Genomic DNA, 25,561 nt, shown 5'->3' on the forward strand with positions numbered 1-25,561 from the left:
TTGGAGTATAACGTATACATGAGAAAATTCTATAGTGGTATTTTCTGGGCAGCACTGCTGGTCATGTTGCCGGGCTATTTGCTTGCCCAGGGCCAGCGTATAACGGGTAGAGTTACGTCGACGCAGGATGGACTGCCCATTCCCGGCGTCAATATCATCGTTAAGGGAACCACCAATGGGGTTAGTACCGATGCGAATGGTAATTATAGCATCACCGCTCCGGGGCCTACCGCTATCCTGCTGCTTTCCTCTATTGGACTAGTATCGCAGGAGGTAACCGTTGGCAACCGAACCGTTATCAATGTAAAGATGCAGGAAGCCGTCAATGAGTTGACGCAGGTTGTCGTTACGGGCTACAATACAACCCAGCGCAAAGACATCACCGGCTCGATCGCGTCAATTTCGCCCGATAAATTCAAAGATATTCCCGTAACCAGTTTCGATCAGGCGTTGCAGGGCCAGGCGGCTGGTGTGCAGGTAACCCAATCGTCGGGTACACCGGGCGGAGGCCTTACCGTTCGGGTGCGGGGTAATACCTCGATCTCGGCTTCCAACCGCCCCCTGTTCATTGTCGATGGTGTTCCGGTAGAAGATGGTTCTCTATCTGAACGTGACTTTGGTGGCCAGACGGATAATGCGTTTGCGCTATTTAACCCCAACGATATTGAGTCTATTCAGGTATTGAAAGATGCCTCGGCAAAAGCCATTTACGGGTCAAGGGCCGCTAACGGTGTGGTGCTGGTTACGACCAAACGGGGAAAAGCGCAGAAAACGACCTTCACGGCTGATGTACAACGGGGATTGACAGACGTAGTACGTCGGCCCGACCTGTTGAACGCCACGGAATTGCTCGATCTACAGCGGGAAACGGTCTCCAATGCCGGGCTGGATCCCGATAAGTTGGGATTAATTAAAGGCGTCACCAACGGGCAAAACACAGACTGGATTAATGCCGTGTTGCGGAAAGGCGTTTATCAGCAGTATCAATTATCGACGCAGGGCGGCAACGACCGTACCCAATTTTACCTAAGCGGTAGTTACCGCAATGAAGAAGGTGTTCAGTTGAATAACCAGTTCACCCGGCTCACGGGTCAATTAAAGTTAGATCATAAGGCTACCGACAAGCTCTCGTTTGGAACGAACCTGACGTTATCCCGAGTGCTGAACAAGCGCGTAAAGGGCGACAATTTTCTGGATGGCGTCTATTCCGGGGCGATAAAAAGTTTGCCTTACTATTCCCCTTACAACGAACAGGGGCGTCTGTATGGTCCCGCCGATGCCGAGTATCCGGGATTTCCTAATTTCAACCCGGTGGCTCAGGCCTTGTTGCCCCGGTTTAATGCCTATACCGTTAAAATTCTCGGCGGGCTATACGCGGAATACGAGATCCTGCAGAATCTACGCTTCCGGTCAAAAGTCAGTATTGATTATAATAACGTAACCGAAGATCAGTTCGAGCCGTCGACAACGGCCATTGGCGGTTTTCTGGCCGGTGTGGGTGGACAGGGTTACGGTGTCTTTATCAATACATCCATATCGACGTTTATCAATACGAACACATTGACGTACAATTTCCAGCTGGCCGAAAAACACCAGTTCAATGCACTGGCAGGCTTTGAGGCCTTGCAGCGTACTCAGCGAAGCGGAAACGTTTCGGGTAGGTTGTTCCCCAGTGATGATTTCACGTACGTAAACTCAGCTGGAATTGTCGATCAGGGTGGCTCAGATCTGATAAAAAGTGGGCTGCTATCCTCTTTTGGCGAAGTGCGGTACAGCTACGATGAGAAATACCTGGCAACCATAACCGCCCGTTACGATGGGTCGTCACGCTTTGGACAGAGTCGGCAGTTTGGGGTATTTCCATCCGCGTCGTTTGCTTGGCGTCTTTCGAGTGAGAAGTTTATGGAGCGTTTTCGGTTCCTGAGCGATCTGAAACTGCGGGCCAGTTACGGCTTTACGGGTAACGAACGCATTGGTGATTTTCAGTTTCTGGGTACCTGGTCGTCGGTTACCTACAGTGGGTCAACGGGCGTTGGTCCTCAGGCGCTGGCCAATGCCAATCTGCAGTGGGAACGCACCCGCGAATCGAACGTAGGGCTGGATGCATCGTTCTTCAGCGGACGGCTCAATGTGATTTTGGATGCGTATGACAACCTGACGGATAAACTCTTGTTTGCCCAGCCTATTCCACAAACCACCGGTTTCAGTACGGTGCAGGGAAACATCGGAAAAGTGTCGAACAAAGGCCTGGAACTGACCATCTCCACGGTCAATCTAAACCGGGCTGTTCGCTGGAGTACGGACCTGAACCTATCGCATAATAGCAATAAAGTAGTGGAACTGGCAAGTTCTGAGCCGGTTTTTCGGGGGTACACGGGCAATGGCGTATCCAGAACGAATGTTGTTGTGCCGGGTCAGCCTTTAGGAACATTTTGGGGATTGAAATTTCTAGGCGTTGATCCAGGTACCGGAGACGCCATTTACGACGATAGAAACGGAGATGGCCGCATTACACCCGACGATGGCCAGGTGATCGGCAATGCGCAGCCTAAACTGTATGGTGGGTTAACAAACAAAGTGTCCTGGAAAGGAATCGATCTGAGCGCTCTGGTTCAATTTTCGTATGGAAACAGCATCCTCAACTTTTCAAATCAGACACTGCTGAACTCCGGCGCCGATATTCAGAATAACCAGACTCGGCAGGCCCTGAAACGGTGGCGTAAAGAAGGCGACATCACGAGTGTTCCCCGATACGTGTATCAGAATACGTATAACAACTACACGAGTAGCCGCTTTATCGAAGATGGATCGTACCTGCGGTTGAAAAACATATCGCTGGGATATAACTTCCCGAAGGCCTGGATCAATAAATACAAAGTCAGCAATGCCCGCCTGTATGTTTCGGCAACAAACCTGCTGACCTGGACTCGGTACTCGGGCCCGGATCCGGAAGTGAGTACGCTCGATGGATCGACCGTTTCACAGGGTATTGATTTCTTTACGTTTCCGCAGGTGAAAAACCTGTTGGTGGGGGCAACGCTCAATTTCTAATCCGCTACTTCGCTTTACGATGATTCGCTATATACGATATACTTTATTGATCACACTGATCGGTCTGGCGGCCTGTCAGGAGGTGCTGGAACCCAAACCGGTGACGTTACTGGTTGATGAGCTAGTGCTCAACGAACCCAATGACGTACAGCCGGTTCGGATTGGTTTGTACAGTGCTTTCCGAAGTATGGCCGCTCCAAACATTATCGCCGGTGACTTCACCGCAGACTACATCCAGGCGAATGGTACCTTCAATGATGAAATCGAACTGGCTACAAAGCGGATTACGGCTACCAACGGAGCCGTTGATGCCTTATGGAGCGGGTTATTCCGCACTATCTACGTGGCTAACTTTATTTTAGAGCGTCTGCCAACGCTAACGACAGTGCCCGAAGCCACCCGCAAACAAGTTCTTGCCGAGGCCCGGTTTATGCGGGGTTGGGCCAATTTCATCGGGGTATACACGTATGGCGATATTCCTAAGGTTACCTCTACAGATCAAGCCGCTAATACCACCATTGCCCGGTCGTCGAAAGCTGATATGCTGGCATCTGTCTTGGCGGACTATGAGGCAGCGCTGGCCGATCTGCCAACTGTGACGTCTGCGTCGACCAATGCCACCACGAATGCCGCCTACCTCAACAAAATAAATTGTCAGGCAGCCTTGGCTCGCTACTATCTGTACCAGAAAAACTGGGCGAAGGCTGAGGAGTTAACGACGGTTGTTATCAACTCAAACGTGTACGTGCTGCAAACCAATTATTCCGACGTTGTCACGAAAGATTTTACCAGCGAATCCATCCTGGAAGTGGGGTATGATTTAACCGATGATCCCGGAACGGGCAATGATCCTGTTACAGGATCACCGGGGTTGACTAACCTGCTGGTAGGCCGTCGGGAGGTTATTCCGTCCAACCAGTTAGTCAATTCACTCCTTTCGACCGAAGCCGGTACACGGAATGAGACCATCAGTTTCAACGCACAGCAACAACGGGGTAATGATAATGGCTGGACAGTGCGAAAATACGGGACAGCCTCCGAAGGCAACAACAACATTGTGTTGATGCGATTGGCCGAGATGTACCTGATTCGGGCCGAAGCCCGCGCACAACTGGGTAAACTAACGGGTACAACGGGGGCCATTGCCGATTTGAACGTGCTTCGGGCCCGGGCGAAAGCACCAGCGATAACGGCCGGTGCTCAGGCCGATGTGTTGCTGGCCGTCGAGCGTGAGCGCGTGTATGAACTGGCGTTTGAAGGGCAACGCTGGTATGACCTGGTTCGGACGGGTAGGGCTCAGGCCGTTATGTCGGCGTTTTCGCCCAGCTGGAATAGCCGGTACGAACTCTGGCCCATACCCCAGCGGGAGATTCAACAAAACACGGCCCTTCAGCAGAATCCAGGGTATTAAGAAACAGAGCGTTCTAATAAGTATGAGAAAACATAAACTATACGGGCTGGTCGGAATGATCATGTTGCTTGCCATGGTAATAGCGGCCTGCGAGACCAGCGACATTGATCGTACGTTCGAAGGTCCCTATTTCGTCCGCTTTACCGATACGACCGTAACCTATAAGGAGAGTTACAGCAAGCCGATTGCCATTCAGGTGCATAATGTTGGTCCCATTCTGGATCAACCCATCACGGTCAACTACGTGGTTAGCGGCACCGCCCGCGAAGGCAAAGATTATACTCTTGTTGGCACAAAAGGAACGGTTGTCATACCCGCCAAAGCAAGTACGGGCAACATCATGGTGCAGTTGATCAACAACGCCAACAACATTCTGGAATCCTCCTCGCTCACCTTTACCCTCACGAGTGTTCAGCCCAGCACGTTGCAGGTTGGCTTCGGGAAAAATAACATCGTCGGAAAAACGCTGGTGCTGACCATTCAGGATGATTGTTTGTTGGGTGGGGCCTATACGGGTACGCAAAAATATGGCACCCAGACGGCTACCGTTCCGAACATCAATATTACCAGCACCGACTGTAAGAACTACCTCGTGAGCAACTGGAATCTGGGTATTCCCTTTCTGTCGTTCGACGCCATTAAGCCGACGTTGACCTTTGTCGATAATGGCGACAACTCGCTCACTGTTCCAACGCAGAGCAATGCTGACCTGGGGTCAACGGATACGATTAAAGGAACCGGTGCCTGGAATCCCCGTGACCGTAAAATTACGTTGAACCTTCAGTTCAAGATCGCACTCAGTGCCACAAAAGACACAACGCTGAATTACGTACAAACCTACACGCCCCAGTAAGGCATTTGACGAGTTTCGACTATGCGACAGTTTATACGCTTATTATTCATTCCGGCTGTGATCGGATGGCTCCTGGGAGGCTGTTCCGAAAAAATAGAACCCAAGCCCGCTACGTACTCGCAACTACTGACCGGCACCGACAAAAAATCCTGGCGCATGGTGTCAGTACAGATTATTGATGATGGAAATGCATCGCAGGTGATACCCGTTTCTCAGCTTAATGCAGATCCCTGTATTACAGATGATATACTTACCTTTTATGCAGATGCGGAACATAAATTTGAAGCCAGCGAAGGTGCAACCAAGTGTAAGGCCGCTGACCCGGACATTTACGTTACCGACACCTGGACGCTCGTTAATGCCAATGCGACATTGGCATTTTATATCCCGCTGTTGAATGGTATATACCCATGGACCATTAAGAATTTAACCTCAACCGTATTAACAGTCGAATACTACTTTCCGGATATTAATGCCAGTTACCGGTTTACGTTCAACTCGACTACAACTAAATAGGCGTATGTTTCGACTACTACTCAGCCTACTACTGCTCGTCCTGGTCACGGCTGGTGTTCGCGCCCAGGTGCCCCAGCAATGTAGTACCATGCAAATGGATAGTTTGCTACGGGCCAAACACCCCGAAATGGGTACCCTCGCTGATTTTGAACGGTCGTTGCAACGCAAAATGATCGAACTTAAAAAGCAGATGGCCAATGGCCGGGCTGGCTTAGCCACGGTTATCACCATTCCGGTTATCGTTCACGTTGTGCACAATGGCGAGTCGGTTGGTTCCGGGCGTAATATTAGCCGGGCGCAGGTGCAGGCCCAGTTGGCCACGCTGAACGAAGATTACCGCCGGAAAGCAGGAACAAGAGGGTTTAACGATAGTCCCGTTGGGGCCGATATTGAAATTGAATTTTGTCCCGCCGTGGTTAATCCGCAGGGGCAGACTATGGCCGAGCCGGGCATTGACCGGTATAATGGCAACCAGGCCAACTGGAATCAGAATAGTATTGAAGGCGTCCTGAAACCCAGCACCTACTGGAATCCCGATAAATACTACAACATCTGGGTAGTGGATCTGAATGATGCCGTGGCGGGTGGCGGTCAACTGCTGGGATACGCACAGTTTCCGAGCCAGTCGAATCTGGCGGGTATCCCCACCGATAGCCCGGCCAGCACCGATGGCGTTGTCGTTGATTATCGCTCTTTTGGCAATGCCGATAAAGGCAATTTTCCCTCCATGCGGGCTACGTATAACCTGGGCCGTACCCTAACGCACGAAACCGGCCACTGGCTGGGGCTGCGCCACATCTGGGGCGATGCCAATTGTGGCGACGATTTTGTGGCCGATACACCTCCGCAGGCATCGGCAAGTAGTGGTTGTCCGGTGGGCCGGGTAAGTTGCGGTTCCACAAACATGGTGCAGAACTACATGGATTACTCCAACGATGCCTGCATGAATATTTTCACCCTTAACCAGAAAGATCGCATCCGGGCGGTTATGGCCTTGAGTCCCCGGCGGTTTAGCCTGTTGTCGTCCAACGTATGTGGTACGCTGGTGGCCACTCGTCCCGTGTCGAACTTCCGGGCCGATAATCAGCAGGTGTTGCTGGGTGGACAAATCAAGTTCAACGATCTGTCGGATGGATTCCCGACAAGCTGGTCGTGGACATTTGAAGGCGGTACACCCACCACCTCAACCGAGCAGAACCCAACCGTTACCTATACGCAGCCGGGTAAGTTCAAAGTGACGCTGGTTACCACGAATGCCATTGGCCAATCGGACCCTGTCGTTCGGACGGAGTATATCGAAGTGCTGAATGCGGGACTTTGCAATGAGATGACTAATTTCAACGGAACCCCAACCGTGTTGCGCGAAGCGAACGGCACGGGCTATGTAGCTGGCCAAAATAGCCACCGGAGTCAGGCGGTTTCGGAGTTCTTTGCCAATAAACTAGGGTATTCGAATCTGGCCGGAGCGTCTCTGAAATTCGGCGTAGCGAAAGCGGCCAAAGGCGCAACCACCGAGTCGGTGGTGACGGTGACGGTATGGAACGGGCGGGGCTTTCAGAATGGGCCGGGCGCTATTCTGACGCAAAAAGATGTCCCTCTCCGGGTTATTCTGGACGACGTTGCCAACAATCGGCCAACTAATGTCACGTTCGACCGGAATGTGCCGCTCAGCAGTTTACCCTTCCACATCGGAATTACCTTGCCCTATGCCACGGGCGACACAGTGGCGCTGGTGACAACGAAAAATGGCGAATCGCTTTCGGCAACTTCCTGGCGTCAGAACCAGAAAGGCGACTGGCTACGGTATGCCGATAGCCTGGGATTAAACGTAGCGCACAACATTGCGGCTGTTGTCGGCCAGAAGTCATTCGTCCAAATTGCGGCTTCTGCTATCTTCATTGATCCGGGGCAAACCGTTACGCTGAATGCCCGCGGGGCCAGCATCTTCACCTGGTCAGGGGCGGGACTGAACACGACCCTGGGGCCACAGGTGATTGCCCAGCCAACACAAACGACCTCGTATACGGTAGCGGGCTCGGGGCTGGACCTGTGCAGTACCACGGCCGTAGTGACCATCAACGTCCGGGCGGGAACCGTTACGGCTACAACGCCCCTGGCCGAACAGGCCTTGCAGGTAACACCTAATCCGAGTGATGGTCAAATGATGGTGTTGTTCAACGGTCCGCAGCGGGGTTCCTTAACGCTGGGAGTGCGTACCCTGAGCGGAGTTGAACTAATCCGGCAGAATCACCAGAAAACAGCCGATCTCTTCCAGCAGCCTCTTGATCTGAAAACAGCCCCTACAGGCGTGTATTTTGTGGAGGTCAGGCTAGGGGAGCAGGTGTTTAGACGACGAGTGGTGAAGCAGTAAAAAATAAAGCTAGGTGAAGCGCCTTTGGTTAGTGCCTCACCTAGCTTTATTTTTTAGTGAACAATTATTCTATAGTTGCCATGAAGCTAGAGAGTAATTGTCTTGTTCCATTAATCTATGCTTCGCCAAACTTGGCCATAAGTTACTGCGAAACGCTCTTGTTCAGCTTTGCTTAAACCATATCCGATGCTATTCTTAGGCTATTAAAATGACACCATGAGTCACCTTGCTGACAACTTGCTTTACGTAGACATAAGATAGCATCAGGGCTAAGTTGACAGTAGAAACCAGCAGAGCCGTAATGTGGTTCGTCATTGGTAGCTGTTATAGTCATCGGTAATAACGACTTATTATATTTCTTCTCTAGAGCAGACTTTACGGAATCTATTTGTCCTGCTTTATTTTTGAGATATATATTTATACCATAAATCTTACGACTATTTGGTACTTCTGTGGTCATACTACCGAAAGGGTTAAAAAGCCATTCGATACGAACTGATGAACTACTATTCACATATTTTCCTCCTCCCTGCTTAGTGTAAGCTTTATGAGTGCTTATATACTCATGCTGCGTGATTGGGAATTGGAATGTGTGATTTGCCAAATTAGTTTGAAAGGGCTCAGATTTACAACTACTTAGTAAAATGCTGATTACTAGTAAAATAGAGTGGTGAATCATTTGAGGCTAAATGTCCATTTTTATCTTGATCAATATGGTCATTGACAGAGATGACGAGTTTCGCTTTTTCTACAAACAGGTTAGGCTCGTCAGCATTACCAGAACCCCGTAGTAATCTAAATTCGCTCTTACTATCTACTTTGGTAAAGAAGCCTTTCAGGGTGTAGGTTACCGTGGTTCTTGCCGACGATAATTCAGCGCCGATATAATCGCTGTAATCACCGCCTGTCTGCACAAAACCATCAGGTAACAACAGTTTTAAGCGAAACGCATTAGATCCTTCAGCAAGAAAGAGTAACGCTGGGCTTACATTCACGTAGTGTGCAGTGATGATAAATGTGACTTCATCACCTAAAGAAACCTGTTTCGTGTCGACTCTTAGGGTAAACCGGATAGGGTCACTGTCAAAATGGGGAGACGTCAGCTTTTTATTGGCAAGGTAATTCCTGTGTTTGACGTACTCATGATCTGCCTTTTTTAGATCAGGTCTATCTCCTGTAAAAGATAGAAGGCTGACTGCTATTGGAATTGATAGGAGCCAGGCAAGCAATTTATTGATTTTCAGGTAATTAAGTATCTGTTTAGTCATAACCGTTTTTTTAGTTTTCCGACAAAACTAAAATAGAGGTCGATTTATAGATAGAACCTTTAAGAATGTACATTAAAAGGTATATAATTTTGAATTAAAAGTAAATATAATTAGTGCATTTGAATTATGATTAATCTATAATCAAAGCTGGGTATTCAGAAATTTCGAAGAGCAGTCGACGAGCCAAACACCCTCATTGGCCGGGTGGCGTTAATGCTGTAGTTTTATGTATCAGACAAACGAGCTTACTTATAAATGAAAATGGAAACGGACAATCTGTTAAAGCAGGTAGACTTTATTAAGGAAATTGACAAGCTCAAGTATATTCAGCGTAAAACCAGGCTGATCAACAGCGACAGGCATGAAAATGATGCCGAACACAGTTGGCATCTAGCCATGATGACCCTGGTTTTAGCAGAACATTCCGATGTTCCGGTTGATGTACTGAAAGTCCTTAAGATGGTTTTGATTCATGATATTGTGGAGATTGATGCCGGTGATACATTCATCTACGACACGCAGAAAAATCATACAAATACCAACGAAGAATTAGTAGCGGCAAAACGCGTCTTTGGCTTGTTGCCGCAGGCGCAAGCGGCTGAATTCATCGCTATCTGGGAGGAGTTTGAGGAAGGAGTAACGAATGAAGCAAAATTTGCACGAGCCATGGACAGGTTTGAGCCACTGTTACAAAACACGTCAAATGATGGCGGGACCTGGGTGGAATTCGATGTGAACTACCAAACGGTATATGACAAGAAAAAAGCCATCAACAAGGGGTCAACTCTACTTTGGAACTACGCGGAAGGCTTAATTAACCAGAGCGTTGAGCGAGGGATACTGAAAAAGTAAGGCAGACCGCATTAGGCCCGGTACCGCTCTGATTGGGCAGGCCTGATAAAGCTCGGCGGATCGCAATTGGCTAAAAATAAAACGTGGCGCTGTAAATCGTTTATAGCGCTGCTTGTTGAGGAAATGTCAAAAAACTAAGTGTCCGGTGAAAACGCTCAAAGTGTTTTCGCCGGACACTTAGTTTTTGCGTAACGAGATCGATATGTAACCGTTGGGTTATTAAAGTAATTAAAGAGGCCTGATATGAATTGTATTTTATGGTTACGCTGTATGATTTCTGAGGCAAAACTTGATAATGCAGAATATTGCTTTGTACTTTTGTTGTTTTATAAATTTAATCTATCAACAAATGAAAAATCTTTTACTACTTCTGTTGATCGGCTGGTGCAGTGTGCTAAGCATTCAGGTCAATGCCCAGCAGGAGCGCCGAGTGACAGGGAAAGTCAGTTCGGCAGAAGATGGGTCTGCGCTGCCAGGCGTATCTGTCGTTGCCAAAGGAACGACTAAAGGCACACAAACAGACGCTGACGGTAACTACTCGATTACGCTACCCGCCAACATTGGCACACTGGTATACAGCTTCGTTGGGGTAACAACGCAGGAAGTAGCCATCGGTAATCGTTCGGTGATTAACGTAAGCATGGCTAATGACACGCGTGCCCTCGATGAAGTGATCGTGACCGGATACGGGGCGCAGTCGAAGCGCAACCTGACGGGCAATATCGCTAAAGTGGGTTCCCGCGATATTGAAAACATTCCGGTGCCCAGCGTCGAGCAGGCGTTGCAGGGTAAAGTAGCGGGGGTTCAAATTACGTCGCTCAACGGGAAAGTGGGCCAGGGGTTACAAATCCGGGTGCGGGGGTCGTCGTCCCTGACGGCCAGCAGCCAGCCGCTGTATGTAATTGATGGTATTCCAATGACTTCGGCCGATCAGTCGTCGACAACGGCACCAACCAACCCCATTGCCGACTTGAATCCCAACGACATTGAGTCGATGGAAATCCTGAAAGATGCCTCATCAGCTGCTATTTATGGCGCACGGGCGTCGAATGGAGTAGTGTTGATTACCACCAAGAAAGGACGGGCGGCTAAAACAACCTTCGAGGCATCGGCGCAAATGGGGGGCAGCAATCCTACTCACCTGCGCCAGTGGCTCAATACCCAACAATACGTTGAGCTATTGCAGGAGGCACGTGCCAATACGGATGCTGTGTCGGCAACGTCACTGGCCAACCGGTTTACGCGTTATTCCGCTGGCGATCCGACGGGTTGGCAGGGCGAAAATCCAAAATACAACACCGACTGGCAAAAGGAAGCTTTTCAGAAAGCGCCTTCGCAGCAGTATGACCTGAGTGCGCGGGGCGGTGATGCCAAAACCCGCTTTTTCATTTCGGGGCAGTATTTCGATCAGAGCGGGATTATTATCAAGAACCGGTTTCGCCGATTGAGCGGCCGGGTGAACCTGGATCACTCCGCCACGGATAAGTTGACGCTGGGTGTGAACTTCAACCTGTCGCATTCGATCAACGACCGCGTATCGAACGATAACGCCTTTTCGACACCTATGCAGATTGTGGCTCTGCCCTCTATGACGCCCGTTATTGATCCGCGTACCAACCAACTGAGCGGTGATTATACGTTGTACTATAACCCGCTCCTGAACCGCGATTATGCTGCCTTGCAGGCGCGTGTTTACCGGGTTATCGGCAATGTCTATGCCGACTACAAGCTTTTGCCCGGTCTGTCATTCCGTACTGAATTCGGAACGGATTTGTTAGGCCAACAGGAAGATGAATACTATGGACGGGAAACCCAACGAAACACGGGTGCCCCGAATGGTCTGGGAACGAACAGTTTCCGGCAGGTGTCCAACTACACGACCAATAACTATTTTTCGTTTGGCCGGACCTTTGCCGAAAAACACGACGTCGATGCCACCGTCGGTATGTCGTTTCAGGAATCACGGCTGAACCTTAATTCCGTTACGGGGCAGCAGTTCCCGAGTGATGCCTATAAGCAAATCCTGGCGGCTGCCAAAATTACAGCGGGCGATGGACAAGAGAGTCAATTTAGTTTCCTGTCGTACTTTGCGCGGGTAAATTACCGCTTCAATAACCGGTATCTATTGGGGGCTTCGGGCCGGATCGACGGTTCGTCCCGGTTCGGGGTCAACAGCCGGTATGGTTTCTTCCCGGCGGTATCGGCAGGCTGGATTCTGAATGAAGAATCTTTCCTGAAAAATGTTCGTGCCTTGAGCCTGCTGAAATTGCGGGCCAGTTACGGTCTGACCGGGAATGCCGAAATCGGTAACTACAGTTCGCTGGCGTTATATGCTGCTACGAACAATGCTAATACATCAGCTGGTTATGCAGGCGTACCGGGTCAGGCCCCTTCGCAGATTCCGAACCCGGATCTGACCTGGGAAAAAACGTTGCAGACCGATATTGGTCTTGAATTTGGTTTCCTGGACAATCGTTTCTCGGGGGAAATCGATTACTATCAGAAAAACACGAGCGGCCTGTTGCTCAACGTAAACGTGCCGGGTTCGTCGGGCTTCCGGACGCAGCTGCGTAACGTAGGTAAGCTGGAGAACAAGGGATTCGAGTTCGTTTTCAACTCCAACAACCTGACCGGTGCGTTCAAATGGACAACCTCGCTGAACATTGCCTACAACAAGAACGTAGTGACCGATCTGGGCGGAACAACCATTACCGGTAGTTTCCTGAACCGGGCGCAGGAAGGCCAGCCGCTGGGTGTGTTTGTCGGCCCCGAATATGCCGGTGTAGATGTGCAGAATGGGGATGCGCTTTATTACAAGAACACGACCAATGCCGATGGTACGCTGGATCGCTCGACGACGAATAGCTACAACGAAGCCACTTACGTGCCGCTGGGTAGCCCATCGCCCAAGTTTATCGGCGGCCTCACCAATACCTTCAGTTACATGGGGATCGAACTGAGTGTCCTGTTCAGTGGTCAGTCTGGAAACTATATCTACAACGGTGGCGGCAAATTCCAGTCGGCCAACGGTGATTACTTTGACAATCAGTCGATCGATCAGTTAAACCGCTGGAAAAAGCCCGGCGACATAACCAATGTTCCCCAGGCGCGTTTGTATGGCGGCAATGGCACCGGTGAATCGTCCCGATACCTGCAAAAAGGCGATTACCTTCGCTTACGGACCGTTACGCTGGGCTATACCTTGCCGAAAGCACTCCTGACCCGCCTTCATTTGAGCCGGATCCGGGTTTTCGCCACGGGGCAAAACCTGCTGACGTTTACGAAGTATACGGGCTGGGATCCGGAAGTTAACTCGGATGCCTACGCGGGCAATCCCGTTAACCTTGGCGTTGATTTTTACTCCGCTCCACAACCACGCACCATCATCGGTGGGCTACAAATTGGCTTCTAAGCGACAAAACAACTTATGAGAACGAAACAATCAATCATACTGGCGTCGGTTATGTCGGTTGGCTTATGGATGGCCTCCTGCAATAGCCAACTGGATATTAAACCGGTAAACTCGGTCGCAACGGGTCAGGCGCTGTCAACGGCATCGGACCTGAACGCGCTGCTCGTTGGAGCCTATGATGGCCTGAGTGGTGTCAATTTATACGGCGGCAGTTTGATCCGTGACGGCGAACTGCTGGCGACGGTGCCCTCTACCGGCGATGTGAACTGGACGGGTACCTATGTAGGACCTCAACAGATATACACGAAAAATATACTGGTCAACAACGATCAGGCGGATGTTACCTGGACGAATGCCTACCGCACGATCAACATCTGCAACACAGTACTGGCTAACCTGAACCTGGCCGCTACGGCGGATCAGGCCCGGATAGAAGGCGAAGCGAAATTTATTCGTGGCTCGTTGTATTTCGAACTGACACGCTTCTACGGCAGGGACTGGAGCGATGGGGATCCGAATGCCAATCTCGGGGTGCCGATTGTAACAACACCAACGGTCAATCTGGATGCCAGCTCGAATGTGCCAAGGAGTACCGTGGCGGCTGTGTATGCGCAGGTTCTTAAAGATCTGACGGAGGCTGAAGCCAAGCTGCCAGCTACGAACGGCTTCTTCGCTACGAAAGGCGCGGCTGGGGCGCAACTGTCGCGGGTGTACCTGCAAAAAGCAGACTACCCGAACGCAGCTAGTGCCGCCAATCGGGTCATTACCAGCAAAACGTATCAGTTAGTCGATATCGAGCAGGTATTTGACACACGGGAATTTCAGAACGGGATCAACACCAGTGAAACGATTTTTGCGATTCAAATCACGGATCAGGATGGGATAAACGATGTGAATACCTTCTACGGTTCCTCATCCGAAGGTGGTCGGGGCGATATCGATATCAGCGAAAATTTCGTTCAGCAATTCGAAGCTGGCGACCGTCGGTCAGAGTTGTTTTATGACGACGATGGCCTTTTCCGTACCATCAAGTTTATCAACCAGTACGGCAACATTCAGATACTACGCCTGGCTGAAATGTATCTGACCCGCGCCGAAGCTAACTTCCGGGCTGGTACTACAGTAGGCGATACACCCCTGAATGACATCAATGTTATTCGCAACCGGGCTGGCGCAACGCCCCTGACCGCAGCGCAACTAACACTGGCAAACATCCTGAAAGAACGTCGGTTTGAACTGGCTTTCGAAGGAACGTATATTCACGACATCAAGCGAACGAAGGGAAGTGTAGGTACATCCTGGCCTTACAACTCGCCCAAATTGATTTTCCCGATTCCATTGCGGGAGATAACCACTAACCCTGCTCTGGTGCAGAACGCTGGTTATTAAGGATTCGTAAGCTTAAATAAATAAGGCGTGTTAGGGTTTGGAGCCGTAACACGCCTTATTTATTTGATTCGTATTTTAGTCAGATCATCTCCATCATCATGGTTAAAATTACCCCGCTTATTCTTCTGTTTCTTTCGCTTTTTCAGTGGCCGTCGACGACTAATTTACCCCCTGACCAACCCGCACCTGCCTATACGGCCTGGCTTGTGGGCGACACTGCCGACGTTGTCCGTCAGCCACTGGGCGGTGTGGTACTGGCAGGCGGCAGCACGGATGTGGATGCGGCTATGCGCTGGTTTCTGCACCGCTCGGGTGGGGGCGATGTACTCATTCTGCGGGCTTCGGGGAAAGACGGGTATAATGAGTATCTCTATCAAAAGCTGGGAGAACGGGTAAATTCCGTTGAAACCATCCTGCTCGACAGTCGTGATCTGGCCAGCAATCCGGCCATTGTCAGGAAAGTACGCACTGCCGAAGCTATTTTCCTGGCCGGGGGCGATCAGGGTAATTATGTGAAGTTCTGGCAGGGAACGCCCGTGGCGGATGCGCTGAATGAGCGTATTCGCCACGGCGCCGTTGTGGGTGGAACGAGCGCCGGTTGCGGTATTCTGGGACAGGTCTATTTTAGTGCAACAGAAGGAACCGTTACGTCGGCCGAGGCATTGGCGAATCCTTATGACAAACGGGTCGATCTGCGTCGGGATGATTTCCTGAAGCAACCCTTACTAGCGAACACCATTACCGATATGCATTACTCGGCTCGTGACCGGCAGGGACGGCATCTGGTCTTTATGGCCCGTGCCCTAACCGATTGGGGACTGCCCACGCGGGGTATTGGCGTTGACGAAAAAACGGCCATTTGTGCTACGCCAGATGGTGCGGTGAGCGTTTTCGGACAGGGAAACGCCTACTTCCTGCAAACGATGGGGGGGAAGCCCGAACGTTGCCAGGCGAATCAACCCCTAACCTGGAAGGGGGACGGTAAGGTCGTGCGTGTAACAACCATTGCTGGTTCGGCTACGGGTACAGGCGGGTTTAATTTAATGAACTTTGAACCGAAAACTACCGAACAGAGCCAGTATTGGTCTGTTGAGAACGGTGTACGGAAGTAAACTGGTCCGTTATTGACCGATTACGAAGCAATCTATTAAACCCTAAACTACCCGGCATAGTCAAACGTTTATACAACAAATGCTTTGTTTTCAACGACTATGAACCGCCGATTTCTCACCTGTCTGTTTTTCTTGCTGGTTGCCACGGGCCTACGTGCGCAGGTACAGTATACGACTGAAAATCCGCGCGTGGATGACGTTAATGACACCGACGTAAGTATCCAGCGCGTTGAATTGACGGCTCAGTACACCATTGTTTACATGAAATTTCAGGCCCGGAGGGGGAGTTTAAATGGCCGCTCGTTTCCGTTTCAGATTCCTTCGCCCGACGGTCGGCGGGGTAGAGAACTGGAGAGTTCAAACAGAATCAGTTTTCAACCAACATCCAGGCTGTATGTGAATCAGGGGGAGCGTTCCTATAAATTTATTCGGGCAGAAAATATTCCGGTTGAAGCCCAACGCAAAGTGAGCCCCGGCGAGCGCGTTGACTTCGTGGCGTATTTTGAGCGAATAGATCCTGGCTATACAACCTTCGATTTGTTCGAGTGCAGAGATAGTCAGACTACTATTTGTTTTAATTTCTGGGGTGTACATATCATTAATCCACTTCGCAAAGACCAATATTCGCAGCGTACGCCCAAGGCACCCGTTCCGCCTAAACCGCAGCAGCCCCGCTACACACCCCGCACAAAACCCGGTCTGGCTGAACCGGCCAGCCCAACGGAGCCCGTAGTACCTGAGCCGGTTCAGCCGAAGGAAATGCCTGCGCCGGTTGCGGTGGCGATTAACGGCATCACCCGTGATGCGAAAACAAAGCAACCTATTGGGGCAACCATCACTTATCGACTGATATCGGGCGCTGAGGCATCGGGCAACGATCCGGCTGATTCCGTACGGAGTGCCGTGCCCGGTGGGAAATACAAAATCTCCATCGACCGCAGGGGCGTCTATGCGGTTACGGCATCGGCAAAAGGGTATTTCAGCCAGAGTGATACGCTGGCAACGAACCGCATCGATGTTGTTCGCGATTTCGATCTGGTACCCATCGAAGCGGGGGCTAAAATCACCCTGAAAAACATTTATTTTAAGGCATCGAAGTATGATCTACAGCCCGAATCGTTTCCTGAACTGGATCGCCTGGTCACGGTCATGCAGACCAACTCAACGATGCAAATCCGGCTCGAAGGGCATACCGATACGGTAGGTGAATTCGACGCTAACGTTGAGCTGTCACGCAACCGGGTCAACGAAGTGAAACGGTATCTGGTCGATAAAGGCATCAGCGCCAGCCGGATTGAAACCGTCGGGTATGGTCCGTCCAGGCCCATCAATACAAACAAAAGCCTGAAAGAACGGCCTGAAAACCGACGCGTGGAAATGGTAATTATCAAGGTCTGAAAACCTTAAGGGTATGTTTTGGGTATCAGTGTAGGCAGTCCGTCATGGCAACCGGACTGCCTACACTGATACCCAAAACGAATGAAACCTACCTTTGACCTCGACGTTGTTCTGGCGCGTATTGATGAAGCGATTCGGCCTTACCCGAAAGCGGCTATGTTTGATCTGTTCGAGCGGGGGTATAATACCTTATTCGAGCAGTTGATTTCGTGCATCATATCGATCCGAACGCTCGATGAAACCACCATTCCGGTATCACTTCGTTTGTTTGAGCAGGCACGAACCCCCCGGCAACTCCTTGCACTTGATGCACCGGCGCTCACTCAGTTGTTATACGGAACGACTTATCCCGACCAGAAAGCTTATACCATGCTGGGGATTGCCGAGCGGATCGTGAATGAGTTCGGTGGCGAACTACCCGCTAATTACGATACCCTGATATCCCTGAAAGGCGTTGGCCCAAAGTGCGCCAATCTGGCCCTGGGCGTAGCAACGGGCGAGGCTGCCATCAGCGTCGATGTACATGTGCATCGGGTTGTCAACCGCTGGGGCTATGTGCAGACCAAACAGCCTGAACAAACGCTGAAGGTACTGGAAACCCAGGTTCCGCAGGAACAATGGATAAACATCAACCGGTTGCTGATGCCCTTTGGCAAGCACATCTGTACGGGTACTTTACCCCATTGCTCAACCTGCCCCGTGTTGCCCTGGTGCGAACAGATTGGGGTCGATAAACATCGATAAATGCGCCCGCTAATCTGCCGTCAACGCTCGTTTCAGATTCGCCAGAGTCTCCCGGCAGGATTTGTCAATTTGCCGATATAGCTCCGTTTGATCGGCAGCGATCTGTTCAATAACACTTCTGCTTTTAACCGTACTATCGGCCGCTTCGGCCAACTCGTCAATCGTCGACGTGACGGCCTGAACCGGTTGCGTACGGCCATGATCGTCGATAATCAGATCGGTTATTGTGGCCCGGTAGCGGCCAAATTTGGTTTCAACGGTCAGCGTGTAGCGTACGGACTGGTTACCAATTGGATAAAAGGTTCTGACAAACAGGATGTTATGTTCCCGATCATATTGTTGTTCAGCCTCGTTGCTTAACGGGTAATACTTGGTCGCCCAGGCGTGTACCTGTTCCATAAGCTGCCGGGCTGGCCGTTTACTATCCGGTACACGAACAAGCTCCTGATACTGAACCTGGCCTACTTCATTCGTTGGCAAACGAACCTGGCCTAATGAAGTGATCGATGAAAATAAAGCGAGAATATACAGGTATTTCATGGCGAATAAACGTCGGGTAATCGGTTCTAATGTGCTACGTTTTCTTCCCTCTTCCAGACGATAAAATCCGTTACGGGAGCTTCCTTAACCATCGGCCGGATGAGCTGAACGACCTGGCCCCGGTGGTAAGCCGCATGATGGCTCAGGTGGGTCAAAATGTCAAGCAGCGAGTCGCTGTAGGCAATATCCTTGGTGTTGACATAGTCGACCCGCTCAGCCAGCTCAGGCTCAGTGATTGCTGATAGGTGGCTCACCAACTGCCGATGCTGGCGCTCGGCGGTTTCGACCATCCAGCTAACCGGGATGTCCTCCCAAATGGCCACAAAGGTCGATTCGTGCATAATTCGGCCATACCAAACATGCTGAGCCGATAAAATGTGGCCCATTAGTGCCAGCGCACGAGCGGGCGGCTTGTCGATCTTTTCGAGGGCGTCAATGATGCGTCGATTGGCCCAAAGCTCATAGTCCAGCAGTTGAATCAGGTGAGTTTTCATCAGAGTCCACGTTTAGTTGCCTGATAAAGTGCTTCAACAAGGTTGGTGCGGGTGTTTAAGTTTCCAAGTTTAGGGTTATTTCGGGTCGGGTAAACCCGATTGCACAAAAATACGTACGTCAGGTTGTATGCCGGGTCTGGCTCAACCCAGACAAAAGTACCCGTATACCCCGAATGCCCGTAACTAGCTTTGGTCGCCGATTTGGGTGCGTTGCCGTTGTAGGTAAACGCTGGCTTGTCGAAGCCCAGTCCCCGGCGGTTGCCCCGCTCTGGAAACTGGTAACGGGTAAACTCGGCTATCGTTTTGGCCGAAATAAATTGCTGACCAGCGTAGCTACCTTTCTGGCGATACATTTCGTACACTTTCATCAGGTCGTTAGCATTGCCGAACAAACCCGCGTGGCCCGACAGCCCGTTGAGCATGGCCGCGCCTTCGTCGTGGACGCGCCCCCAGATCAGCGTCTTGCGGAATAAGGAGTCGTATTCGGTTGGAACGATCCGGTTCAGCGAATAGAAACGGCGGGGTAAAAAAGTGAGCGTTGTGGCACCCAGTGGTTTGTAGAACGTCGTTTTGAGGTAGTCTTCAAAATTTTCGCCCGTCAGTCGTTTCACAATCTGCGGATACAGAATGAACGATAAATCAGAATAGACGTAGTCTTTCTTAGCGTTTAATGGCGAATCCCTGATCTGCTCAAAAATGATTTTCGGATAACCCTTGAATTCGTACAGGCTGTCGGTTACCTCAATCGGGTACCGCGCCGAGCGTTCATTTTTAAATGTTTTGGGTTTCCACGAGCCATCTGGATTTTTAGTATCCATCCAGAAAGGTATAAACGCTTTCAGCCCGGCCTGGTGCGTGAGCACATCACGCCAGCGCAGATCCGCTTTATTCGACTTTTTGAAACTGGGCAGATAATCAGCCATTTTGCCATCCAGGTTGAATTTTCCATCGTCGACCAGGTGCATCAACGCGGGCGTTGAGGTACTCACTTTGGTAACGGATGCCATGTCGTAAAGATCATCCAGTTGGACTGGCTTTGGTTCGGCACCCAGCGACGCATCGTAGGTGTGCCGGCCATACGCTTTCCGGAAAATGACTTTGCCATTCCGGGCCATTTGCACCACACAACCCGGAAAAGCGCCCTGCGTCAGTCCCACGTTGACCAGCGAATCCACCTGCTGGGTCAGGAAGCGGCCATCGATGCCGACTTCTTCGGGAATCGTGTATTTGAGACGCCCAATAGGCTGAACGGTTAGGCCATCACCTAAGCGAAAGCGCTGATTGACCGTAACGGGCAACTTCCCCGACGCGCCAATGGCACCAAAAATCAATTGCGCCGATAACTCTTCCGTATAAGGAGTCAACTGGTAGGGCATAATAATCGCTCTGGCCTGTTCAATATTGCGGCCGGGCTGAGCGGTATCAGCCGGGAAGGTCAGTTTGTCCAGGGCATACACGTTGCCGAATACGGTTACGATGGCTTTGCCGGTAGCGACCAGCTCACTCAGAATACCAGCCGTTTTTGCCTGCAAACCGTATTTGACGGCAGGGCGAATGTTGTTGAGATGAACATCGACCAGGATCAAATTGTAGTTTTGTAAGGAATCCCGAATCTGGGCCAGTGTAGAATCGGGTGTGCGGGAGGTCAGGTTAAAGTGATCGACTTTGGTATAATTGGCCGCCATTTCCTGGAAGGCTGTGACTTTGTCGCTCTCGATGGCTACCGAAGCGATTCGAAGGGTGTCCAGGCGCTGCAGGGGTAAAATATTTCGGTCATTTTTCAGGACTGTCAGGCTTTTTTCGGTGAGCTGACGGTTCAGCAGCTCATCCTTTGCGGGGTTAAGGTCATTGACAAGATTATCCAGCACCACCGGCTTATACTGATCCAGTCCGGCCCAGGCTTTAGCCTGTAACACCTTCAGGCATCGGGCGTCGATGGAAGCCTGACTAATACGCCCATCGGCGATGGCCTGTTTAACCTGCGCCAATGCACTGGGTACGTCTTCCGTGAATTCCAGTACGTCCATACCCGCTTCCAGGCCCAGTTCGTCGGCTTTCCCCGACGGGTAAAATTTCGTTACGCCTTTCATATTCATGGCGTCGGAAAAAATCAGCCCCTTAAAGCCCAGTTCGTCTTTGAGCAGGTTGGTAACAATGGCGGGCGATAGCGTCGAGGGCCGGTTGCGGGTCGTATCGAGGGCGGGAATGCTCAAATGGGCAATCATCACGCCGGTTGCTCCCGCGTTGATCAGTTCACGGAACGGATACAATTCCAGTGAGTCGAGCTGCCCACGGCTCTTACTGATCAGGGGAAGGTCGTAATGGGAGTCCGTGCCGGTATCGCCATGACCAGGGAAGTGCTTCAGGCTGGTCAACAATTGGTTGTCCTGCATACCACGCATGTAGGCGAGGGCTTTGCGGGCCACCGCGTATTTGTCTTCGCCAAAGGAGCGGAAGTTAATGACGGGGTTATTCGGGTTGTTGTTTATATCGACCGAAGGCGCAAAATTGACATGCATGCCCAGCCGGCGTGCCTGCCTGGCTAAATTGGCCCCCATCTGGTAGATAAGCGAGTCGGAACCAGCACCCTGCATGGCCCCAAGCGTCATCTGGTAAGGGTAGCGAACGGTACTGTCCAGCCGCATAGCAATGCCCCATTCGGCATCCATGGCAAGAAGCAGGGGCACGGCTGAGTTTGCCTGAAGCCGGTTGGTGAGTTGGGCCTGGCGGACGGGGCCACCCTGAAACATGACTACCCCGCCAAGCTTATTGGTTCGTACCAGCGTAATCAGTGAGTCTTCATAACCGGGCTTGCGGTTCGAATAACCGGCCACCATAATCAGTTGGGCGATTCGATCTTCGGGTGCCATGTTCGTAAACACCGAGTCGGCCCAGCAGCTTTGGCGGGCATTAAGTTTAAGAAACGAAGATGATGTTGTTTGCGCAAAGGTCGAAAAGGACAGTAAAACGCTGAGTAAACCAAAAAGAGCAGACCGGCAGAGGGGCATGAGAAAAAGAAATTGGGTCGTGATAGGCCAAAAATACAAAAAAGTGTCCTCGCTAACTCATTAAATAAGTTGGCGAGGACACGTAATGGCAAGCAGCAGTCGACTATCTCCGGTACCGGCTAGGGTGTTCGGGACCAACGCCGAAGCCATAGCCAAGGGTCAGCGTAATCGTTGAGTTGTTGACGTTTTGGTTGTTGTTCAGCGTGATATCACTCAGACCGTAGCGGTAGCGGGCATCAATCAGGAACCGTTGCCGTTCACCCAAGCCCTTGAAGTTCAGCTGGAAACCGGCGATCAAGCCTAGGTCCATCGACCGGAATTCAGAGCTGTTATCGAAATCGGGTTGGGCAATTCCCTGCGCTATGTAGTTCGTCCGCTTGGCATTGAGCTTGAATCCAAACGATGGACCGAAGAACACGTTGGGCCGGAAATTGCCGCTCAGCGTCAGGAAGTAACGTAGTGCAATGGGAACTTCCAGGTAATTAATCCGCTGTTTGAACGTGTTAGCCTGACTATTGGCGGGGTCTGCATATTTGGCACCCATTTGCGAGTAAAGAACATCGCCCGAGATACCAAAATGGTTCAGGGAGCTATACATCAGGAAAGCACCGGCTGTTACACCCGGCCGTAACGTATAGTCTTTTGCGTCCATACCAAATGTGGACAAATTTAAGCCAACGCGTGGGCCTGCGCTAAAGCGTTGCTGAGCAAAACTGCCTGATAGACAGCTAGTAACGAGGATAAATGAAAAGAGGATAAAACGTAGTGAATTTGCGCGAAACATAGAGAATCCAATAAAGTTGATATGTCCGGTTAACGTCTTACGTTTTATAAATGTTTTATAAATTCTAAAGATTATCGGGAGTTTTATTGAGAGGGAAAAGAATCGTTTACCGAACGGACTACAAAAAGGCAAGGTGCTCCTGCGTTTTTACCAGCCCTAATGCCGTGCTGTTGAACGGACTAACCAGTACAGTTGTGGCTGGTTTGGGAGTCGGTTTGATGGGTTGTTTAGGCGCAAAGAATATAAAATAAATGGCCATTGCCAGCATAAATAAAATAGCCGCCGTCGTGGTCGCGATCCAAAGTGGCCAAAGCCGTTTCTGATTCGCCGATTCATGAATACGCTCATGCAGCGCATCCCGAAGGTCGGCCAGTTGATCGGTAGTGGGGCGGCCGGCTGCACCGGCCGCCGTTTGCTGCATGGCCTCCAGTCCGGCCAGCGCATCGGCATAAAAAGGGTTTTCCAGTAAAAGCCGCTCCACGCGATACCGGGCCGGGCCACTTAACTGGCCGGATTGATACGCCTGTAAATCGGTAAAACTTAGTTGGTCGTTCATGGTAGTAGCGCAGGTAAAACCCGCTATCAACTAAAAAAACGAGCTTTCGCCCGCGTTACTTACGCATACAAATTTTCAACTTTCGACGCCCATTTTGCAAATAACTCTTTACCTGTTTTAGGTCATAGCCCGTTAGGTCGGCTACTTCCGTGTAGGTTTTATGGTCCAGGTAAAAAAGTGTCAGGCAGGTTTTCTGTTCGTGGGGCAACGTTTGCAAGCAGGCTTCCATTGTGGTCAGGTCTTCCTCAAGCTCCGATTTATTGGCTTCATCGTCGGGGAGCTGCATCAGCGGCTCATCGTCGAGGTCGGCTCCGGTGCCAGTTACCAGCGCAGCTTTCGGATGCGCCTGGGTTTTGCGTAACTGCATTAAGCAGTAATTGCGGGCCACACTGTGGAGCCAGGGGCCAAACTGCTGTACCTCATGTTTGCGCAGGTCTGCCACTAACTGCTCAAATAGATTCATGACGGCATCTTTAGCCTCGTCTTCATCGCGCAGGTAATTAAAGCAAACGGCATAGACAAGGTCCATGTGTTGCTCATACAGTTCACCCAATATAGCCAAATCGCCGGTAGCACGATAGGCGCTAAGGTAATCCGCCGGTTCTTTTCGGGCATGGTCGGAACTAGCCCTGGGCTTACGAAACAGTTTTAAAAACATACACGAACTGGCTGCTTACCCCCTTAAGATGCAGAAACAGCTCAAATTCCACATTGGTTTCGTGGGCTTTCTTTCGCCCGGCAGTCGGCTGCTTTAGTGTGCGTCGGACCAGTTGGCTACCAGTGCATTAACCCGACGTAGCCAGAAACGTTTACCGTTTTTGTCCCAGTGCCCATCGCCCAGATGATACCAATTGGGGTGTTGCCGCAGCGTATCGATCATGGAGATTACCGGTGCCTTCAGGCGTGGGTTCGCTTCAATCCGTTCGATCTGGTGATTGTATACGCCGTACGTTGGGTTTTGGATCGTTACCTTGTTCGGAATCAGACAGACGTACACTTCATTGAAGCCCATCGCCAGGTAATGCTGCCGCATGGTATTCAGGTTTGTCACCAGTGTATCAAGCCGTTGATCGGAGAGGTGACGGAAAGCGCTCAGACGGAACGTAGTATCGACTTCGAGCTCATAGAACAGATGTTTTTTATCCTGTGAAATGCCGGCTCCCGGAACGCGTCCGAAAACATCGAGGGTCAATTGTGCTTTTGCTTCTTTAGCCTGTATAAACGGCCATCGATTGAACAGCAGGAATTCCAGGCGCTGGTTGATCTCACTCCCGAAGCGGGCCATGATCCACTCTTTCAGTTTATTTTTTTCGACCGGTTGCTGGGCCTGAGCCATCTGCTGTCCGGGCTCCGTAATTCCTTCGTCCATGTAAATTTCCTTGTATTCCGGGTAATACAGGCGTTCCTGAAGCACTCGTTCGATAAACTGGATAACCAGTATATTCTTTTTTGTTTTATCCAGCTTCACATCAACGCCTGAGTTGCCGCCAATCCAGACATGGATGTTACGCCCGCCAGCATAATAGCTTGTGTCCATCTTTGTAAAGCTATCGCCTATAGTATACAAGTGTACATCGCTATAATGCCGGGGTTTGTCGGCTTCCGTAAGCGCATCGTTTTCGTTAAAATCTTTCTCTTTAAAGGCCTTCAGATTCGATACGTTGTATAAATCGCCGTAGGTATACTGATCCGGAATGAAACCGTGCCGGTCCAGCCATTTCTGCATGCGGGGGGTTAACGCCAGCAACAGCATGCCGCCCGATGCAAGCAGGAGTGCCCACTTCAGGATGGTATTAATCATG

General features: G+C 50.7%; 20 protein-coding genes. 11 read left to right on the forward strand and 9 right to left on the reverse strand.

Translation table 11 applies throughout. From position 1 onward, the window contains the following. Positions 1-18: 18 nt before the first annotated feature. The 5 genes from ACYU8Y_RS12340 to ACYU8Y_RS12360 are packed head-to-tail and all read left to right on the forward strand — an operon-like array spanning position 19 to position 8,202. Positions 19-3,051, forward strand: a complete 3,033-nt coding sequence (locus ACYU8Y_RS12340) for a SusC/RagA family TonB-linked outer membrane protein (RefSeq protein ID WP_460937545.1) — start codon at positions 19-21, stop codon at positions 3,049-3,051. A 19-nt stretch (positions 3,052-3,070) separates the two neighbouring features. Then, positions 3,071-4,462 (forward strand): RagB/SusD family nutrient uptake outer membrane protein, encoded by a 1,392-nt coding sequence (locus ACYU8Y_RS12345; protein WP_460937547.1) that lies wholly within the window; start codon positions 3,071-3,073, stop codon positions 4,460-4,462. 22 nt (positions 4,463-4,484) lie between these two features. Further along, positions 4,485-5,315: a hypothetical protein gene (locus tag ACYU8Y_RS12350; RefSeq protein ID WP_460937549.1), complete on the forward strand. Its 831-nt coding sequence runs from the start codon at positions 4,485-4,487 to the stop codon at positions 5,313-5,315. Positions 5,316-5,336: 21 nt separating this feature from the next. After that, positions 5,337-5,831 carry a hypothetical protein gene (locus tag ACYU8Y_RS12355; RefSeq protein ID WP_460937551.1) on the forward strand — a complete coding sequence of 165 codons (495 nt, stop codon included), beginning with the start codon at positions 5,337-5,339 and terminating at the stop codon, positions 5,829-5,831. A gap of 4 nt (positions 5,832-5,835) precedes the next feature. Next, the gene (locus ACYU8Y_RS12360; RefSeq protein ID WP_460937553.1) at positions 5,836-8,202 is read left to right on the forward strand and encodes a M43 family zinc metalloprotease; all 2,367 of its coding nucleotides are present in this window, start codon (positions 5,836-5,838) and stop codon (positions 8,200-8,202) included. A gap of 172 nt (positions 8,203-8,374) precedes the next feature. Here the strand turns inward: ACYU8Y_RS12360 and ACYU8Y_RS12365 are convergent, their stop codons facing one another. Beyond that, complete coding sequence (locus tag ACYU8Y_RS12365; RefSeq protein WP_460937555.1) at positions 8,375-8,662, reverse strand: hypothetical protein; 288 nt, start codon at positions 8,660-8,662, stop codon at positions 8,375-8,377. A gap of 172 nt (positions 8,663-8,834) precedes the next feature. Continuing rightward, complete coding sequence (locus ACYU8Y_RS12370) at positions 8,835-9,470, reverse strand: hypothetical protein (RefSeq protein WP_460937557.1); 636 nt, start codon at positions 9,468-9,470, stop codon at positions 8,835-8,837. A gap of 261 nt (positions 9,471-9,731) precedes the next feature. Here ACYU8Y_RS12370 and ACYU8Y_RS12375 point away from each other — a divergent pair, with 261 nt between their 5' ends. From ACYU8Y_RS12375 to ACYU8Y_RS12400, 6 genes are all read left to right on the forward strand, one after another. Then, entirely contained in the window at positions 9,732-10,322 is a 591-nt protein-coding gene (locus tag ACYU8Y_RS12375) for an HD domain-containing protein (RefSeq protein WP_460937559.1), read from the forward strand. Between the two features lie 349 nt (positions 10,323-10,671). Continuing rightward, positions 10,672-13,734 carry a SusC/RagA family TonB-linked outer membrane protein gene (locus tag ACYU8Y_RS12380; RefSeq protein ID WP_460937561.1) on the forward strand — a complete coding sequence of 1,021 codons (3,063 nt, stop codon included), beginning with the start codon at positions 10,672-10,674 and terminating at the stop codon, positions 13,732-13,734. A gap of 15 nt (positions 13,735-13,749) precedes the next feature. Next, on the forward strand, positions 13,750-15,123 hold the full coding sequence (locus ACYU8Y_RS12385; protein ID WP_460937563.1) for a RagB/SusD family nutrient uptake outer membrane protein: 1,374 nt from the start codon (positions 13,750-13,752) through the stop codon (positions 15,121-15,123). A 98-nt stretch (positions 15,124-15,221) separates the two neighbouring features. Continuing rightward, positions 15,222-16,235, forward strand: a complete 1,014-nt coding sequence (locus tag ACYU8Y_RS12390) for a cyanophycinase (RefSeq protein ID WP_460937565.1) — start codon at positions 15,222-15,224, stop codon at positions 16,233-16,235. A gap of 99 nt (positions 16,236-16,334) precedes the next feature. Next, a complete protein-coding gene (locus tag ACYU8Y_RS12395; protein WP_460937567.1) occupies positions 16,335-17,633 on the forward strand; it encodes an OmpA family protein in 1,299 nt (432 codons plus the stop codon). Between the two features lie 81 nt (positions 17,634-17,714). Then, positions 17,715-18,377, forward strand: coding sequence for an endonuclease III domain-containing protein (locus ACYU8Y_RS12400; RefSeq protein ID WP_460937569.1), 663 nt, complete (start codon positions 17,715-17,717; stop codon positions 18,375-18,377). Positions 18,378-18,386: 9 nt separating this feature from the next. On the opposite strand, the gene ACYU8Y_RS12405 is transcribed toward ACYU8Y_RS12400, so the two are convergent. From ACYU8Y_RS12405 to ACYU8Y_RS12435, 7 genes are all read right to left on the reverse strand, one after another. Further along, entirely contained in the window at positions 18,387-18,917 is a 531-nt protein-coding gene (locus ACYU8Y_RS12405; protein ID WP_460937571.1) for a hypothetical protein, read from the reverse strand. Between the two features lie 26 nt (positions 18,918-18,943). After that, the gene (locus tag ACYU8Y_RS12410; protein WP_460937573.1) at positions 18,944-19,411 is read right to left on the reverse strand and encodes a DinB family protein; all 468 of its coding nucleotides are present in this window, start codon (positions 19,409-19,411) and stop codon (positions 18,944-18,946) included. Next, complete coding sequence (locus ACYU8Y_RS12415) at positions 19,411-22,419, reverse strand: glycoside hydrolase family 3 N-terminal domain-containing protein (RefSeq protein WP_460937575.1); 3,009 nt, start codon at positions 22,417-22,419, stop codon at positions 19,411-19,413. The genes ACYU8Y_RS12410 and ACYU8Y_RS12415 overlap by 1 nt, the downstream gene beginning before the upstream one ends. 103 nt (positions 22,420-22,522) lie before the next feature. After that, complete coding sequence (locus tag ACYU8Y_RS12420) at positions 22,523-23,203, reverse strand: porin family protein (RefSeq protein ID WP_460937577.1); 681 nt, start codon at positions 23,201-23,203, stop codon at positions 22,523-22,525. A 118-nt stretch (positions 23,204-23,321) separates the two neighbouring features. Next, on the reverse strand, positions 23,322-23,759 hold the full coding sequence (locus tag ACYU8Y_RS12425) for a hypothetical protein (RefSeq protein ID WP_460937579.1): 438 nt from the start codon (positions 23,757-23,759) through the stop codon (positions 23,322-23,324). Positions 23,760-23,814: 55 nt separating this feature from the next. Further along, positions 23,815-24,417, reverse strand: coding sequence for an RNA polymerase sigma factor (locus ACYU8Y_RS12430; protein ID WP_460937581.1), 603 nt, complete (start codon positions 24,415-24,417; stop codon positions 23,815-23,817). 93 nt (positions 24,418-24,510) lie between these two features. Beyond that, the gene (locus tag ACYU8Y_RS12435; protein WP_460937583.1) at positions 24,511-25,560 is read right to left on the reverse strand and encodes a hypothetical protein; all 1,050 of its coding nucleotides are present in this window, start codon (positions 25,558-25,560) and stop codon (positions 24,511-24,513) included. Position 25,561: the final 1 nt, after the last annotated feature.

It is taken from the genome of Spirosoma humi (assembly GCF_054776575.1).

What these genes read in the sequence shown, in the direction of transcription:
- ACYU8Y_RS12340 (WP_460937545.1), top strand. Translation starts at nt 19, where the DNA reads ATGAGAAAATTCTATAGTGGTATTTTCTGGGCAGCACTGCTGGTCATG.
- ACYU8Y_RS12345 (WP_460937547.1), top strand. Translation starts at nt 3,071, where the DNA reads ATGATTCGCTATATACGATATACTTTATTGATCACACTGATCGGTCTG.
- ACYU8Y_RS12350 (WP_460937549.1), top strand. Translation starts at nt 4,485, where the DNA reads ATGAGAAAACATAAACTATACGGGCTGGTCGGAATGATCATGTTGCTT.
- ACYU8Y_RS12355 (WP_460937551.1), top strand. Translation starts at nt 5,337, where the DNA reads ATGCGACAGTTTATACGCTTATTATTCATTCCGGCTGTGATCGGATGG.
- ACYU8Y_RS12360 (WP_460937553.1), top strand. Translation starts at nt 5,836, where the DNA reads ATGTTTCGACTACTACTCAGCCTACTACTGCTCGTCCTGGTCACGGCT.
- ACYU8Y_RS12365 (WP_460937555.1), bottom strand. Translation starts at nt 8,662, where the DNA reads ATGACCACAGAAGTACCAAATAGTCGTAAGATTTATGGTATAAATATA.
- ACYU8Y_RS12370 (WP_460937557.1), bottom strand. Translation starts at nt 9,470, where the DNA reads ATGACTAAACAGATACTTAATTACCTGAAAATCAATAAATTGCTTGCC.
- ACYU8Y_RS12375 (WP_460937559.1), top strand. Translation starts at nt 9,732, where the DNA reads ATGGAAACGGACAATCTGTTAAAGCAGGTAGACTTTATTAAGGAAATT.
- ACYU8Y_RS12380 (WP_460937561.1), top strand. Translation starts at nt 10,672, where the DNA reads ATGAAAAATCTTTTACTACTTCTGTTGATCGGCTGGTGCAGTGTGCTA.
- ACYU8Y_RS12385 (WP_460937563.1), top strand. Translation starts at nt 13,750, where the DNA reads ATGAGAACGAAACAATCAATCATACTGGCGTCGGTTATGTCGGTTGGC.
- ACYU8Y_RS12390 (WP_460937565.1), top strand. Translation starts at nt 15,222, where the DNA reads ATGGTTAAAATTACCCCGCTTATTCTTCTGTTTCTTTCGCTTTTTCAG.
- ACYU8Y_RS12395 (WP_460937567.1), top strand. Translation starts at nt 16,335, where the DNA reads ATGAACCGCCGATTTCTCACCTGTCTGTTTTTCTTGCTGGTTGCCACG.
- ACYU8Y_RS12400 (WP_460937569.1), top strand. Translation starts at nt 17,715, where the DNA reads ATGAAACCTACCTTTGACCTCGACGTTGTTCTGGCGCGTATTGATGAA.
- ACYU8Y_RS12405 (WP_460937571.1), bottom strand. Translation starts at nt 18,917, where the DNA reads ATGAAATACCTGTATATTCTCGCTTTATTTTCATCGATCACTTCATTA.
- ACYU8Y_RS12410 (WP_460937573.1), bottom strand. Translation starts at nt 19,411, where the DNA reads ATGAAAACTCACCTGATTCAACTGCTGGACTATGAGCTTTGGGCCAAT.
- ACYU8Y_RS12415 (WP_460937575.1), bottom strand. Translation starts at nt 22,419, where the DNA reads ATGCCCCTCTGCCGGTCTGCTCTTTTTGGTTTACTCAGCGTTTTACTG.
- ACYU8Y_RS12420 (WP_460937577.1), bottom strand. Translation starts at nt 23,203, where the DNA reads ATGTTTCGCGCAAATTCACTACGTTTTATCCTCTTTTCATTTATCCTC.
- ACYU8Y_RS12425 (WP_460937579.1), bottom strand. Translation starts at nt 23,759, where the DNA reads ATGAACGACCAACTAAGTTTTACCGATTTACAGGCGTATCAATCCGGC.
- ACYU8Y_RS12430 (WP_460937581.1), bottom strand. Translation starts at nt 24,417, where the DNA reads ATGTTTTTAAAACTGTTTCGTAAGCCCAGGGCTAGTTCCGACCATGCC.
- ACYU8Y_RS12435 (WP_460937583.1), bottom strand. Translation starts at nt 25,560, where the DNA reads ATGATTAATACCATCCTGAAGTGGGCACTCCTGCTTGCATCGGGCGGC.